The 16,210-nt window shown below is 32.4% G+C and carries 13 protein-coding genes and 2 tRNA genes; 4 read left to right on the top strand and 11 right to left on the bottom strand.

Annotated features, from left to right (window positions below; genetic code table 11):
* Window positions 1-13 precede the first annotated feature (13 nt).
* Window positions 14-1,255: a glycosyltransferase gene (locus ACQY1Q_RS03365; RefSeq protein WP_431003874.1), complete on the bottom strand. Its 1,242-nt coding sequence runs from the start codon at window positions 1,253-1,255 to the stop codon at window positions 14-16.
* Window positions 1,256-1,729, bottom strand: a complete 474-nt coding sequence (locus ACQY1Q_RS03360) for a heme-binding domain-containing protein (RefSeq protein WP_431003873.1) — start codon at window positions 1,727-1,729, stop codon at window positions 1,256-1,258.
* Between the two features lie 131 nt (window positions 1,730-1,860).
* Between ACQY1Q_RS03360 and lpdA the strand changes: the two genes are divergently transcribed.
* On the top strand, window positions 1,861-3,261 hold the full coding sequence (gene lpdA, locus ACQY1Q_RS03355; RefSeq protein WP_431003872.1) for a dihydrolipoyl dehydrogenase: 1,401 nt from the start codon (window positions 1,861-1,863) through the stop codon (window positions 3,259-3,261).
* Window positions 3,262-3,407: 146 nt separating this feature from the next.
* Window positions 3,408-5,219, top strand: a complete 1,812-nt coding sequence (locus ACQY1Q_RS03350) for a T9SS type A sorting domain-containing protein (RefSeq protein ID WP_431003871.1) — start codon at window positions 3,408-3,410, stop codon at window positions 5,217-5,219.
* 54 nt (window positions 5,220-5,273) lie between these two features.
* On the opposite strand, the gene ACQY1Q_RS03345 is transcribed toward ACQY1Q_RS03350, so the two are convergent.
* The 7 genes from ACQY1Q_RS03345 to ACQY1Q_RS03315 all read right to left on the bottom strand — a co-directional run bounded on the left by ACQY1Q_RS03345 (window position 5,274) and on the right by ACQY1Q_RS03315 (window position 12,917).
* Window positions 5,274-7,394: a peptidylprolyl isomerase gene (locus tag ACQY1Q_RS03345; protein ID WP_431003870.1), complete on the bottom strand. Its 2,121-nt coding sequence runs from the start codon at window positions 7,392-7,394 to the stop codon at window positions 5,274-5,276.
* Between the two features lie 102 nt (window positions 7,395-7,496).
* Window positions 7,497-8,786, bottom strand: a complete 1,290-nt coding sequence (locus ACQY1Q_RS03340) for a hemolysin family protein (protein WP_431003869.1) — start codon at window positions 8,784-8,786, stop codon at window positions 7,497-7,499.
* Window positions 8,787-8,797: 11 nt separating this feature from the next.
* Window positions 8,798-8,995, bottom strand: coding sequence for a hypothetical protein (locus tag ACQY1Q_RS03335; protein ID WP_431003868.1), 198 nt, complete (start codon window positions 8,993-8,995; stop codon window positions 8,798-8,800).
* Entirely contained in the window at window positions 8,995-9,567 is a 573-nt protein-coding gene (lptC, locus tag ACQY1Q_RS03330; protein ID WP_431003867.1) for an LPS export ABC transporter periplasmic protein LptC, read from the bottom strand. The genes ACQY1Q_RS03335 and lptC overlap by 1 nt, the downstream gene beginning before the upstream one ends.
* A 6-nt stretch (window positions 9,568-9,573) precedes the next feature.
* Entirely contained in the window at window positions 9,574-10,887 is a 1,314-nt protein-coding gene (locus tag ACQY1Q_RS03325) for a hypothetical protein (RefSeq protein WP_431003866.1), read from the bottom strand.
* Window positions 10,888-10,900: 13 nt separating this feature from the next.
* On the bottom strand, window positions 10,901-12,190 hold the full coding sequence (locus tag ACQY1Q_RS03320; RefSeq protein WP_431003865.1) for a hypothetical protein: 1,290 nt from the start codon (window positions 12,188-12,190) through the stop codon (window positions 10,901-10,903).
* Window positions 12,183-12,917 (bottom strand): type III pantothenate kinase, encoded by a 735-nt coding sequence (locus tag ACQY1Q_RS03315; protein WP_431003864.1) that lies wholly within the window; start codon window positions 12,915-12,917, stop codon window positions 12,183-12,185. Before ACQY1Q_RS03315 ends, ACQY1Q_RS03320 begins: the two co-directional genes overlap by 8 nt.
* Window positions 12,918-13,024: 107 nt before the next feature.
* Here ACQY1Q_RS03315 and ACQY1Q_RS03310 point away from each other — a divergent pair.
* Both ACQY1Q_RS03310 and ACQY1Q_RS03305 read left to right on the top strand, forming a co-directional pair.
* Window positions 13,025-13,097 (top strand) — tRNA-Phe (locus tag ACQY1Q_RS03310).
* A 61-nt stretch (window positions 13,098-13,158) separates the two neighbouring features.
* A tRNA-Phe gene (locus ACQY1Q_RS03305) sits at window positions 13,159-13,231 on the top strand.
* Window positions 13,232-13,307: 76 nt separating this feature from the next.
* On the opposite strand, the gene ilvA is transcribed toward ACQY1Q_RS03305, so the two are convergent.
* Both ilvA and ilvC read right to left on the bottom strand, forming a co-directional pair.
* Entirely contained in the window at window positions 13,308-14,573 is a 1,266-nt protein-coding gene (gene ilvA, locus ACQY1Q_RS03300) for a threonine ammonia-lyase (protein WP_431003863.1), read from the bottom strand.
* Between the two features lie 110 nt (window positions 14,574-14,683).
* Window positions 14,684-16,180 carry a ketol-acid reductoisomerase gene (gene ilvC / locus ACQY1Q_RS03295; RefSeq protein WP_431003862.1) on the bottom strand — a complete coding sequence of 499 codons (1,497 nt, stop codon included), beginning with the start codon at window positions 16,178-16,180 and terminating at the stop codon, window positions 14,684-14,686.
* Window positions 16,181-16,210 lie beyond the last annotated feature (30 nt).

The following is a 16,210-nucleotide window of genomic DNA, read 5'->3' as shown; positions in this document are numbered from 1 at the left end:
AACTATTTTTAATTTACTTTTTATTTTTTTCTTCAATCCATTTACTCATATATTTTGTTGCCTGTAATGTTTTATAATGTAATAAACTTCCTATAAAATTTTGGTTTCTGTGCTCTTTTAACCGGTTTAATAAATTTTCAATAGCATGATGTATAAAAGTTTCTTCTAGCTTATTTTTATTATAAATTTCATTAATAATTCTAATTCCATTTTTTTGAGATTCTTGCCATAACTGTTCATTGGTATATAATGCTACAGCTAATTCAGAAAATCTTGCTACATCATCTTCTATACTACCACTCCAAGGTAAGTCATCATGCATTCCTTCTGCTCCAATAGTAGTAGTTACACTTGGAGTACCACATAACATTGCCTCTGTTAACTTTCCTTTTATTCCTGCTCCAAATCGTAAAGGTGCCAATACTACTTTTGAAGCAATAATTACATCCATAGCATCAGGAGCAAATCCTTTTATACAAAAGCCTTCCTGAGGTTTATGTAATTGTTGAATTTGTTGATTAACATAAGCTCCATAAACATGAAGTTCGGCTTTTGGTAATTGCTTTCTAATTTCCGGCCAAATACTTTTTTTTAGATATACTACAGCATCTACATTAGGTGCATGAAAAAAATTTCCTATAAAAGCAAAATGTTTTCTTTCTGAAAATGAGCTCCATTGTTGTGTTATCGAAGTATCAATTGGATTTAATAAAAAAGGTAAGTGATATATTAATGTTTCATCAACTTTGAAAACCTCTTTCAGCAACTTACTTTCAAAAGTGGATATAATTAATGTCATATCACATCTTAAAACAGAAGCAATTTCTCGTTTAGCTTCCTCAGAAAGTAATAAAGCTTCAATTGAAAATTCTTTCTCTTCTTTTAACAACTGATGTCTTACTTTTCTTAAAAAATGTAAATCTTCAGTATCAAGTATACGCAAGGCATTAGGACAATTTTCTGCTACTCTCCAACCAAATTGCTCCTCCATCATAAAACGATCAAACATCACAATTGTTGGATTACATTCAGAAATAAAATCATCAAAAGAAGATGAGTTTAATTCAATTTCTTTTTCTTCTACTCCTAAAGAACCTAAATCAACGGCCTTGTCTGACTTTTGAGCAGGAGAAGCATACGTTACTTTAAAATTATGTTTTAAAAACAAGGTTATTAGTTGTAACATTCTGCTTCCCGCAGCTGATGAGTTAGGCTCCACCCAAACATATCCTATAATTAAAATATGTTGCTTCAATTACTCCTTACCTAATTGTTGTTTATATTCTGCTTGTGCTTGTTTTCCCCAATCAACAATAAGTTTGATTTCCTCATCCGTTAATTTAGCATCACCATGTGTAATGGTATAAGAAGTTATTGGCATATGCTTTTCTTCAACTTCTTCATGCACTTCATCCATTTTATGCTCTTTTCTTTTTAAAGAATAATTGCTCCAATCAGAAAAGTTTAAGTGCTTTTTACCATCTTTAACATGACTTGCCATCCAATAATTAACAGGTGTTATTTTGCTGTACCAAGGATAATTAGTTGAGTTACTGTGACAATCAAAACACGCTTTCTTTAAAACTGTCTCTATTTCCGGAGCGGCCTTAGTTTCAGCTAAAAACCCTGCTACTGTTTCATAGCTTCCAAGATTTTGCTCCGGTTGAAAAAACTGAGCAACTAATAATCCTCCCAAGATAATTATACCTATTTTTTTTGTTGTTTTCATTACGTTTGATTTTGAGGTTCTAAAAATAGTAATTCTTTAGTATTAAGGTATAATATCACAAATAATTGTACATTTGCACTCCTAGAATGGAACAAAATAATTAAGCAGAACGCTTTAAAAAATAACTTAAAATGAAATACGATGTAATCGTTATTGGTTCTGGTCCTGGTGGATATATTTCTGCTATCAGAGCTGCACAATTAGGGTCTAAAGTTGCTATTATAGAAAAATATTCAACTTTAGGAGGAACTTGTTTAAATGTAGGATGTATTCCTTCAAAAGCTTTATTAGATTCTTCTCATCATTATTACGATGCTGTACACCATTTTGAAGAGCATGGAATTTCTGTTGAAAAACCAACATTTGATTTCGGTAAAATGGTAAATCGTAAAGCCTCTGTAGTTGAACAAACTACCGGAGGAATTAAATATCTTATGGATAAAAACAATATTGATGTTTTTGAAGGTATTGGTTCTTTTGAAGATTCAACTCATGTAAAAGTTACAAAAAATGATGGTTCAGAAGAAGTTATTGAAGGAACTAATATTGTTATAGCTACAGGTTCTAAACCTTCAACATTACCTTTTATTACTCTTGACAAAGAGCGTGTTATTACTTCTACTGAGGCTTTAAAGTTAAAAGAAGTTCCTAAGCACTTGTTAGTAATTGGTGGTGGAGTTATTGGATTAGAATTAGGTTCTGTTTACAAACGTTTAGGAGCAGAAGTAACAGTTATTGAATATGCACCAAGCATTACTCCAACTATGGATAGTGATGTTTCTAAAGAACTTACCAAAGTTTTAAAGAAACAAGGTATGAAAATTAATACTAGTCATGGTGTTACTTCAGTTGAAAGAAAAGGAAATGACGTAGTTGTTAAAGCAGCCAACAAAAAAGGAGAAGAAGTTGAATTTGTAGGAGATTATTGTTTAGTTGCCGTAGGACGTCGCCCATATACTGATGGTTTAGCTTTAGAAAAAGCAGGTGTTAAAGTAACTGAAAGAGGACAAATAGAGGTTAACGATCACTTACAAACTAATGTTAGTAATATTTACGCTATTGGTGATGTGGTTCGTGGTGCTATGTTAGCACATAAAGCTGAAGAAGAAGGAGTAGTTGTTGCTGAATATTTAGCAGGGCAAAAGCCTCATATAGATTATAATTTAATTCCTGGAATTGTTTATACTTGGCCGGAAGTTGCAGCGGTTGGTAAAACTGAACAAGAATTAAAAGATGCTAAAGTGGATTATAAAGCCGGAAAATTCTCTATGCGTGCACTAGGTAGATCTCGTGCCAGTGGTGATTTAGATGGTTTTGTTAAGGTTTTAGCTGATAAAAATACTGACGAAGTATTAGGGGTACATATAGTGGGGGCTCGTGCTGCCGACTTAATTATGGAAATGGCTGTAGCTATGGAATTTAGAGCATCTGCTGAAGATATTGCTCGTGTATGTCATGGACATCCAACTTATTCTGAAGCGATAAAAGAAGCTGCTAAAGCAGCTTGGGATGGTCAGCCATTAAACGCTTAATTATTAAAAAATATATTTTAAAAAGAGCAACTCTATGAGTTGCTCTTTTGTTTTTATCAAAAAAATAAAAACGTATATCATTAATTTTTAAAAAACTCCCGTTATTTTTTTATATATTTTAATTTCATAACAAAAACCCTTCTAAAATGAAATTAAAATTATTAAAAACCTTATGCTTACTCTTTACATCTTTTACTCTATTATCTCAGAGTTTTATTGAACAACAACTTCCAACTCCGCAAAATTTGAGCTCACTTTTTATTGGTCCTCTTATTCATTCAACCATTCATTATGGAGCCAAACCACCTAATTATAACGGAAAAGTTATTTTGTTCAATCATGGTTATATAGATCTAAATCAGCTTTTCTTTACGAATAATACATTTTATCAAGAGGCTTATAATGCCGGGTATCAAGTTGCTTTTGTAGCTACAACAAGAGGAGAAGGCTTATGGGTAAATGGAAAACTACTAGCAGAAGCTATTGATATAGTATGTGAAAAATATGCTGTACAAAATCTTACAATTGTTGCACACAGTAATGGTGGTAAAGCTTCAGAAGTTGCTATGTATGTACATCATAAATATGATAAAGTTAAACGTGTATTTGCTTTAGGAACTCCTTACTGGGGAACTTATTTAGCTGATATTTCGCAACAATGGTGGTTTAATTGGTTGTGGAAATATACCGGTTTGAACGAAGGTAGCGCTACTTCTACAACGTATTATTGCAAAGAGGTGGTTCGCCCATACTTTGATGCTCATGTAAATAATGAACCTGAAAAATTTGTTATCATAGGAGGTTCTGGTTTTGCTAATGGTCATACCCTATTAGCTCCTCTAATGTTTACCAGCGGGGCTATTTTATACACACATCAAGGAACCAACGATGGTGTAGCTCCTTATAACAGCACTTTACGCCCGGGGGCCAATTCCATTTTTAGTAAAGGAGAAGCTAAACTTGATCATATAGATGTTGCTCTCGGGCAATATGTTTGGAAATACATTAAACCTTTATTAGATATCAGTTTTCCTAAGACAACGTCTAATAAATATTCAATAAGCAAACACTCTTTACAACAAGTAAAAAGTAATTATCAAATTATCAATTCAGAAAATAAATACGAAGCTATTAATTTAGATAAAGGTAATTCTAAAGGTGTTTTAACCGTATACCATCCTAAAAATGCAGCCCTATTTGAACTTAAAAGTACAAAAGCTACTCTTAGTCGTATTAAAAAAGAAACTCCTTCCAATATATCTTTACATACTCACATTTCAGAGTATAATGTAACCTCAGAATCACAATCAATCAATCTTAATAGTAACGATAATTTTGTAGCTTTTCTTAAGCAACCCAACGGCATAGAAATGATATTTGAATCTTTTAAAGAGACTAATTTATTAAAAGTTCATTTTTCAGATACTGAGATAAACCCAACTCAAACGCAAGTAAATGCAGTAATAACAAAAACAGCAGATATTTATGGAAATCCGGTTAGTAATGATAATATCTCTGTTCATTCTTTTACTACTGAACGAAATTCGACTGTTTTTGTGTTAGATACTTCTGAATTTGATGAAGGTATGTATAGTATTCACATTACAGGAAAACATCCTCACTTTGTCAGGTCTTTAATTTCCGGTTTTACAAAAGGCTCTTTAACTCATAAAAATATATTACAACAAGAACTCAAAAACAGCAACCTTTTAAATATAACTCTTAAGAATCCCGTTGTATCGAATTCAATTGAGTTTACTTTAAATTCTTCAACTATTTCCATTAAAAACCCTGAATTTTCTGTTTATACTATTAATGGACAATGCTTACTTAAAAAATCATTTGACACTCAAAACACTACTTATATGGTTGACATTTCGAATTTACCTCCCGGATATTATATTGTTACAGCTAGTTTAAACGAGATAACAAAAAGCTTTAAGGTTATAAAAAAATAAGGCAAAAAAAAGACCGAGAATATTCTCGGTCTTATCTATTATTATTGTGAATTGTTATTCTTGAATTCCGTAAAAATTGCTAACGTTATCCTCAATTTTTGAAGCTTTCTTTACTGCTTCATACATTTGGAATGTTTTATTTTTTCTGTCGTTAGCTATTCTCTTTCTGTAAGTATCATAGTTAGGTAATGCTGTTGGTAACTCTTTCTTTTCAACCGTAAAAGCATACACTCCTCTGTCACCTATTACATTATTAAATACTTTGTTTTCAGGAGCTGTTAACATAGCACCAATAACTTTTGGCTCATATCCTACTCCAGAAAGTGTTGGTGATTGTAAATTTACATCCGTAGCCGTTCTAACCATTTCTCCTGAAGATTTAGCTATTTCATCTAAGGTAGCACCTTTCATTTTAGCTTCAATCATCTTAGCTTTCTTTTCGTTAACTAAAATTGGTCTAACAGAAGCAATAGCTTTATCAACAGGCATTAAACCTTTAGCTGTTTTAGCTGTTAACATTGCCACCACATAACCACCTTCAATATCAAAACGTTTAAAATCTCCAACTTTATTATCTTTATCAAAAGACCAAGTTATAACTTCTCTTACGTTTCCTAACCCAGGTACATTTTCATCTAACGCTTTTAAACCTACAGCAGGAGTTGATACTAAATTCTTTTCTTTAACTAACTCATCATAATTCTTACCGTTAGTTAAATCCTGAGAAAATGTTTCAGCGTTTTGGAAAACAGCATTTTCAGTTGCTTCAGATGCTACAATGTTACGTCCGTAAGTAACTAATTTAACAGCTGGTTGGAAATTCTTTAATTCTTCAATTTTGATAACATGGAATCCGAATACTGTTCTTACAACTCCAACATCTCCTTTTTTACCTTCAAATACGAAGTCTCTGAACTCAGGAACCATTCTATTATATCCAAACCAATCATAAAAACCTCCTTTATCTGAAGATCCTTTATCAGAAGATAATTCTTTAGCTAAGTCTTCAAATTTTGATGGACTTTCTTTTACTACAGTTTGTAAGCTATCAGCCATTTTCTTAGCCTCTTCTTCTGTTCTTATTACAGACGGATCTGCACTTGAAGCTCCAATAAAAGGAATTAAAATATGTCTTGCTTGAGCTGAATCCGGTAACTGAGTTACTTTAGTAATTTTTGATAATTTAAATAAACCGGCGTCTTTATAAGGTCCAAAAACATCTCCTTCTTTTCCTTCGAAAACCTGATCTGCAATTACCTGAGGGACTTGAACTTTAAATTTATAGCTTTGATCTAAAGCTATGTCAGACTTATTTTCTTCAAAAAAGTCAGCATAATCCGTTGTATTTTTAAATCCTTTAACAGGAGTTCCGTTAATTACAGAATCTTCTATTAAACCGGCAACTTCATTTTTAATTGCTTCTTCATCTTCAGCTGTTGGTTGAATATCAAATTTCACAAACTTCACATCTCTTGAAGCCTCAACTTGATAATCTGCTGCGTGTGCATCAATATAACTTTTAATGTCACCTCTCTTGATTTCAACTAAACTATCTATAACAGAAGTATAAGGTACATACACATATTTAGCAGAAACTTTTGTATTTTCAGTTAAATATTTTTGTTCACCTTCTTTTAAAGAAGCTCCTAATCCTGATGCTACTAAATTATCATAAGTAGTTTTCTCAATATTATCTCTTAAAGAAGCCATATATCCTTGCCAAGCTTTCCACTCATCTCCATTTGCTGCTTTAATATTAGCTAAGAACTCTCTTAATTTACTCTTATCAAAAATTCCGTTTGTTTGAAATCTGTCTTGATTTTGCACTCCAGGAGATTCAAAAAGGGCATTCATAATGTCTGCCTCTCCAACAGTAATTCCGGCATTTTCTAACTGAGCTTTGTAAATTTTTTGACGTAATAAGTTATTCCAAACAGTCTTTGCTGCTTGCATTTCAGAAATTCTATTACCAGTTTGTTGCTTGTAGTTTTCTAAAGCATCGGCAAATTCTTGGCGAGATATTACTTCACCGTTTACCTCTCCAATTTCATTAACTTTTGTTGAATTGAAAAAATCTGATATAGTAGAAGGGTCTAACACAAAAGCAAAAAGCGCTAAACCAACAACAAGAATCAAGAACATTGAACGTTCTCTAATTTTCGATAAAATTGCCATACGTCATTTTATTTTATTAACAGTGTGCGAAAATACAATTTCACATTTAATAATGCAACGTTTTTTTGGCTGTTTTAGAGGAAGTTTGCAACGAATGAGTTCTTATTCTTCTTTTAGGACTTTAAAATGTATGGTATCAATTTTAGCAGCACTTACCTTTAATATTTTAATTTGAAACTTATCTATTTGTAAAATTTCATCTTGTTGCGGAATATTTTCAGTATGATTTATAATAAAACCTCCCAGTGTTTCATAGGCATCTTCTTCCGGAATATTCAAATCATATTCTTCATTTAAGTAATCAACTTCTAACCGTGCAGAAAAATTAAATTCGTTTTCGCTAATTCTTTCTTCTAACAATTCTTGCGTATCATGTTCATCTTCAATTTCACCAAACAGTTCTTCTACAATATCTTCAACGGTTATTATTCCTGAAGTTCCTCCATATTCATCAACAACGACTGCTATACTTTTTCTTTTTTTCATTAATGAGTTAAGTACATCATTAATAATCATTGATTCCGGAACAAACTCAACAGGTAATAATATAGCCTTAATAGTTTTTGGTTTTTTAAATAGCTCAAAGGCGTTTACATATCCTAAAATTTCGTCTAATGATTCTTTATAAACCAATATCTTAGACAATCCCGTTTCAATAAAAAGTGCTTTTAACTTGCTTACCGTTTCATGAATATCAACTGCCATGATTTCTGTACGAGGCACCATAATTTCTCTGGCTTTCACTTTGTGAAACTCTAACGCATTCTGAAAAATATGTATTTCTGTATCCAATTCTTCTTGGTCAGTACCTCCATCAAGCTGTTCAGAAATATAATTACCTAACTCTTCTTTACTAAACTCTCTTTGAATCTCATCTTCTTTTGTTTTAAATAAAACGTGTAGGAAAAAATCTGAAATTTTAGTGGTAATCCATGTAACGATATAAAATATCAAATAAAACACATAAGCAGGTATTGCAAATAGCTTAAGCATTTCATTAGCGTAAATTCTAAAAATAGCTTTAGGTAAAAATTCAGCAGTTACCAAAATGACTACTGTTGAAATTACAGTTTGAGTTAATAAACTAATATCTGATAAAACATAGTTTACTAACGTATATTTAGAAGGTAAAAAAGTTTGAAACCATCCCATCAATAAATCCCCCATAAAGTAACTATATACTACAAGAGCTACATTGTTACCAACTAACATAGTGGTAATAAATTTTGATGATTTTTCAGTAAGTCTGGTTAATACTTTAGGTAAAAAACCTTCTCTTTTTTTCTCTAATTCAATATGTAATTTATTTGCCGAAACAAATGCTATTTCCATACCTGAGAAAAAAGCTGACAATAAAATCGAGATGAAAATTATAATAATTTCAAACTGCATTTACACGTTTTTTAGTTTTGCTTATTTCTTGCTTCAATTTTTCTTCTAAAACGGCGTTTAAACAAAAAAATCAATGTTATAAAGATAGCAAATCCAAACATTATTAAAGCTTGTTGTATATCTGAATTTAATTTTAAAATTCCTTCAACTAAAAAAATAACAGCCACTACTAAATAGCCGTATTGTAAGTATTTCCAAAGTGTATTCATTATAAACTTTCTTCTTTAGTTTCTATTTTACCTGTAATATCTTTTGCAATCCATTTAGAAAGGTCTTGTTTAGACTCGAATCCAAAACCATTAATTGTATCTGTTGGATTTGTTAACCTGAACCCGTCTTCAGTAAAGAAATATTTTTCTTTTTGATCCCAGTACAATTGATTTGTTTCTAATCTTGAGTGTTGGCTGTGGTTAATAATTACCACATTATCTCTAATTTCTGATATTTTGGTTTTATTATAGGTTAGAGCATAATTTCCTGTAATAGTTGTAGAGTCTTTTCCATTGTTTTCATAGGTAATAATTTTTATACCTTTTGGAAACTCATTATACGGATGCTCTTTTCTATTTGTAAAATCATTAAGTAACGGTGTAATTAATTTTGATGTTACTTTTCCGGAATCTTTATAAACATGATAAATATTTTTACCTACGGCTATGGGTAAGTTTTTATCTGCTAAAAAATCCTGTACTTCTTTTTTACTATTGGTACATGAAAAAAACATTGCTACCAAACTAATGATAGCAATGCTTTTAAACATTATATATGTTATATTTTTCATCTTGTATTAAGGTACACGTACAGTCTCACCAATCCAACAACCTACTTTATATGATGATCCTGAAGCTAATCCTTTTTGGAACACTAATTTCTTAGAAGGAATAAGACCTTGGTAGCTAGAAATATATCTTCCTGCACCACATCCCGGATCTACTCTTTGCGCTTTTTGAGCTTTTTCTAAAGCAGCAACGTACACCATTCTTTTTTCAAACTCGTCGCTTCCACATGAGTTAGCACTTTTTTGGTATAAACTTGCAATAAATAAGTAAGCTTTACCATAGTTTGGATTGTACTTTAAAGCTTCATAAGCTAATCCTCTAGCACGTGCTCCAGATGCTCCTTGAGCCTCTCTTAATTTCATTTTAGCTTTCTTTACAGGATCTGTTTCTAAATCGAAAGCCTTTTTTCTCATTTGAGCAGCACCTTTGCTATCTCCATTCTTTTCTAAAATTCCTGCTATAAAGATGGTAGCATCAGCCGACTGTGTTACATCTGCATAAGCTTTTGCTATTTTCTCAAATAAAGGATCTTCTTGACATTCTTTGTTATACAAACGAGATACCGCTCTTTTTAACCAAACACCATCTGTTTTCTTTTCATCAAATTCTTTACCATAAATAGTTATCAATCTTTCACAAGTTGCTATTTCAGAAATAGTAGCATCTAATCCTCCTTCAACCATACCTAGTGAAGTTGAATTAATTGTATATGCTTTTAAGTTTCTAGTTCCCTTTGAATCTAAAGTACCTGCTTCTTCTTTAGCTTGTAAATCAGCTATTTTTTTGTTGTAATCATCTAACTTTTCATCTACTGACTCCATTACATCATCATACGTATCAAATACTTTTTGCGGATCAGTATCTTTATATCTATCAGTTACTGCTTGGAAATATCTAAAGATGTTTTTTACTCCCATATCTTTAGCTCCTGCTTTATAACCTTTTTCTAAAATATTAAAGATCTCTTCGTCTGATGCTAATTTGTTTTCAATTAAATAATCAGCATAATCACTATGTGCCTTAGCCGGATCAACATCAGGATAGTTAGCTAATCTAGCTTCATAAACTTTTTTTACTAAAGCATGATCTTTAGTGCTTTCTGCAACTTTAGCACCGTACTTATAAATATTAACCGATAATGTTGGACAATTAGCAAGTAAATATTCTAAATTGGGTTTGGCTGCCTCGTATTTTTTATTAACGGCATCACCTTTAAATAAGTTGTACTTTACGCTACACTCTTGACTTGCTTGTGCTTTAACTACATTTACGGCTACAAACAAAAATACTCCTGTTAGTAAATACGTAATTTTTTTCATCATTTATCAGTTTTTATTAATCTATTTTTCTTTTTAGGAACCACTCTGAACTATTAAGAGATAAACTTAGTTTTACATTAAAATAATTCTCTTTTACTAAATTGTTTTTTATGGTTCCCCTTTGCCCGTATTCAAATCCTAGGTTAACATTAGATATTTGCTTTGGCAACGGTAATCCGAATCCAAGATTTATGCCAAAGTCATTTATTGATGTTAAATTTTGACCTGTTCCGCTTCCGTCAACTAGAATACCCAATTTTTCAACGCGTAAACCTGCCCTATAAGTAACTCTATCCCAATAACTTGAAATTGAGTTTATTTTTGGTATATAATAACCTCCTAAAGAAAATCTACTTCCTCTTTCATATTTAAAACCTTGAGAAATAGAATTTATTTCATCTGTAACTGAAATTGCTTCTTTATATTCTTGGTCAATACCTACATACCATTTATTATATTTTCCTAATCCTACTCCAAAAACAGTTTTTAGAGGCATATTTATATCTCCACTAATTCCTTTATTATACAGTACATCTCTTATTTGTTCTGCACCTGCCCCACTAAATGATAATGTGTATAATTGCTCTGTTCCTTTTACAGACAAATCACTTCCAAACGTTACAGCAGCACCGGCATTAAATTCCAGTTTATTTTTTAACTGCGTACCATATTGCATTCCAAGTTTAAATTGACTTCCTCTTAAGTTTATTTTTTCTTGTTGTTTGGTTGCCAACGGTACTCCGGATTTTTGGTTTAAAACATTATTCTCAATGTTTCCAAAAATAAAACTAGCTTCTGCACCTATAGAAAAACCGTCAAATAAATACGTTCCAAATCCGGCATATAATCTGTTAGTACCTCCAGCTCCGGTAAATCTGGTTATTTCAGCTATTTCGTTTCCGTTATATTGGCTATTTAAAAGTGCATATCCTACGGATGAAAAAGGTTGTAACCCTAAAGAGAATCCCATTCTTTTTCCTACAGGAAACCCTAAAGATATGTATCTTAAGTTTGTTGAGTTCCCAGATTGAGAACTATTGGCTTCCTTTAATGTTAAAAACGTTAAACTTCCACCGATAGCATATGTTGCATACTTCAAATCAGCATTGGCCGCCGGGTTTGTAAAGTTTAAATGATAGGTATCTCTAAAAGCTGCTCCTATATCCCCCATTGAAGATTGCTCTACTGTTACCGGGTCAAAATTTTCTCCTATTCCAAAATAAGAGTATGGTGATGCACTATTACGTTGTGCTACGATTGTTGTTGTTCCTAATGTTAAAACTCCTACTATAAACCTCTTAATCATTCGCTAAATTATATATCAAAATAGAGTGTAATCCTTCCAAAATAAAATTCGGTTGGGCAAATATGACACTTTTTAATTGTTCTTCCAAGAATTTTGTATCACCTCCTGTTAAAACTACTGTTAAATCTTGAAATTTTCTTGTATATTGATTAATAAGACCTTTTATTTCATTACATACTCCATTAACAATTCCTGAATGAATTGACGTATTTGTATCTATTCCTATAAAATCAGTTACAGGTGCCGGGTTTAATAACGGTAATTTAGATGTAAACGTATTTAATGCTTTGTATCTCATTTTTATTCCCGGTGAAATAGCTCCTCCTAAATACTCTCCTTCTTGAGTAATAAACTCATAGGTAATACAGGTACCGGCATCAATTACCAACGTATTTTTATGTGGATATTTTTTTATAGCCGCTGCGGCTAAAGCTATTCTATCTACTCCTAATGTTTTAGGTGTTCCGTATAAATTGGTAAACGGAACTTTTGTTGTTGAATCTAAAAATATAGGATGTATCAATTGAGTTATTTTTTCTACTTCTTGTTTAGTAAAAGAGGCTACTGAAGAAATTATACTGTTAGAAATTGAAAAATTTGAAATAATTTTCTGTAATTTCCCTATGAGTTCATCCTTCAGAAAAACAAAATCGGCAACAATTATATCATTCTCAAAAACAGCTACTTTAACTCTTGTGTTACCAACATCAACTATTAAATACATCATTTAAATTTTATAAAACCGCAAAATTACTACACTTTTTTTATTTCTTTTCTTTTGGTAAATTAAAAAACGATTGTATATTTGCATCCGCTTAGCGAAAGTAGCTAACTGGTGCCTTAGCTCAGTTGGTAGAGCAAAGGACTGAAAATCCTTGTGTCCCTGGTTCGATTCCTGGAGGCACCACAAAATAAAACTCGCAGCAATTGCGAGTTTTATTTACCAAAGCTACTTAAGTGATGCAACTGGTGCCTTAGCTCAGTTGGTAGAGCAAAGGACTGAAAATCCTTGTGTCCCTGGTTCGATTCCTGGAGGCACCACGTAAAAAACCCGAACATATGTTCGGGTTTTTTGTTTTAAAGAAAACTAAAAGCTATACTGCTTTTATTGTTGTAATTATACTAAAAATTCAAATAAATTAGGCTTATCATTTAAATATTCTCCAAAAAAATTTCGCTCTTTCATTCGAGTAATCAAAGGTAACAGGTCTTCATTTTTTTCTATCTCAACCCCCACAACAGCCGGACCGTTTTCTCTATTGGTTTTTTTAGAATATTCAAAAAAAGTGATATCGTCATTTTTTCCTAAAACATCCATCACAAACTCTTTTAACGCTCCTGCTCTTTGTGGAAAACGAACAATGAAATAATGTTTTAAACCGTTAAATAGTAACGCTCTTTCTTTTATTTCTTCAGTTCTTGTAATATCATTATTACTCCCACTAACTACACATACTACATTTTTTCCTTTAATTTCATCTCCATATAAATCTAAAGCAGATAATGTTAAAGCTCCAGCAGGCTCAACTACAATAGCATCTTTATTGTACATATCTAAAATGGTTTGACATACTTTTCCTTCAGGAACCGTTACCATACCATCTAAATTTTCTCTACAAATTTTATAGGTTAAATCGCCTACTTGTTGCACAGCGGCTCCATCTACAAACTTATCAATAGCTTCCAGCTTTATATTCTTATTATGCGCTAACGCTGTTTTCATAGAAGGTGCTCCTTCCGGTTCTACCCCTATAATCTTAGTATTAGGTGATAACGTTTTAAAAACAGCTGATACACCGGATGCTAATCCACCTCCACCCACAGGTACAAAAACATAATCAATTGCATCATTAAATTGCTCTATAATTTCCAGCGCAACTGTACCTTGACCTTCTATAATTTTTGCATCATCAAAAGGATGAACAAAGGTTTTCCCTAAGCTATCCGCTACGTATTTTGCGGCATTGTAAGCATCGTCAAACGTATCACCGGTCAACTGAATATCTACATACTTTCCTCCAAACATTTTTACCTGCTCTACTTTTTGCTTGGGTGTTGGAGCAGGCATAAATATAGTTCCGAAAATTTGCTTTTTACTACAAGCTAAAGCCACTCCTTGTGCATGATTACCTGCACTTGCACATACAATACCGTTAGCTAACTCTTCTGCTGATAATGAGCTAATTTTATTATAAGCTCCTCTAATTTTATACGAACGTACCTGCTGTAAATCTTCTCTTTTTAAAAGAATATTTGCTTGGTATTTTTTAGAGTAGGTATAATTAGACAATAAAGGTGTTACCGTTACCACTTCTTTTAAAGTAGTTGCCGCCTCTTGGATATCTGTTAACTTCGGATAGTAGGTTTGTGTTCTTAGTTCCACACGAAAAAAAATTTAGTTTACATACAAATCATTATTCTTTTAATGATTCATATCTATTTAAAAAAGGAGGTAATTGTTCAACAAAACTAACTACCTCCAGAAAGGTTTTCTTATACTAAAACAGGTTCTTCTGTTACTGTTTTTATTGATTTCATTGCTGTCATAGCTGAACGCAATACTCTACCGGTTTGCTCTACCGGATGATTTCTTAAGGCACTATTTACTGCAATTAGTTGTTGGTTATCTACTTTATTAGAATTTGCATACAGCTTTCCGATAACGTTGGTAGAAACTGTTTTCATAAAATCAGTTAACAACGGTCTGCATGCATGATCAAATAAATAACATCCGTACTCTGCCGTATCTGAAATAATTCTGTTCATTTCAAACAACTTCTTACGCGCAATAGTATTGGCAATTAACGGTGTTTCATGTAAGGATTCATAGTAAGCAGACTCCTCAATAATACCAGCTTCGGTCATGGTTTCAAAAGCTAACTCAACTCCTGCTCTTACAAAAGCAACTAACAATGTACCGTGATCAAAGTATTCTTGCTCATCAACTTCTTGAGTTGTTGCTGCTGTTTTTTCAAATGCTGTTTCACCGGTAGCTGCACGCCACTTTAATAAGTTAGCATCATCATTTGCCCAGTCTTCCATCATAGTTTTTGAAAAATACCCCGACATAATATCATCCATATGCTTTTGGAAAAGCGGACGCATAATTCCTTTTAACTCTTCTGATAATTCAAAAGCTTTTAATTTAGCAGGATTTGACAAACGATCCATCATATTCGTAATTCCTCCATGCTTCAATGCTTCCGTGATAGTTTCCCATCCATATTGAATTAACTTAGAAGCATAGGCTGGCTCTACTCCTTCTTCTACCATTTTATTGAAAGACAAAATAGATCCTGTTTGTAAAACTCCACATAAAATAGTTTGCTCTCCCATCAAATCAGATTTTACCTCAGCTACAAATGAAGATTCTAAAACTCCTGCCCTATGCCCTCCGGTAGCAAACGCATACGCTTTTGCTTCTGCTAATCCTTTTCCTTCTGGATCATTTTCAGGGTGTACTGCTATTAATGTAGGCACACCAAAACCTCTTTTATATTCTTCTCTAACTTCAGAACCCGGACATTTAGGTGCTACCATTATAACCGTTAAATCTTTACGAACCTGCATACCTTCTTCAACAATATTAAACCCGTGAGAATACGACAAGGTTGCTCCTTCTTTCATCAATGGCATTACTGCATTCACTACTTGTGTATGTTGCTTGTCCGGTGTTAAATTACACACTAAATCAGCAGTTGGGATTAACGCTTCATACGTTCCTACTTCAAAACCATTTTCTGCAGCGTTTTTATAGGATTGTCGTTGTTCTTGAATAGCTGCCGCTCGTAAAGCATACGAAACATCTAAGCCCGAATCACGCATATTCAATCCTTGATTTAACCCTTGTGCTCCACATCCTACTATCACTACTTTTTTTCCTTCTAAAGCTCGAATACCTTCTTCAAACTCGTTAGCTTCCATGAATCTACATTTTCCTAATTGAGCTAATTGTTCTCTTAGTGATAGTTGATTAAAATAATTTTTCATCTTTTCTATTATAAGTTTATGTTGTTTATT

It is taken from the genome of Tenacibaculum sp. TC6 (genome assembly GCF_050606265.1).
In the GTDB taxonomy this organism is placed as follows: Bacteria; Bacteroidota; Bacteroidia; order Flavobacteriales; family Flavobacteriaceae; genus Polaribacter.
This window is presented reverse-complemented; position numbering and strand designations above follow the sequence as displayed.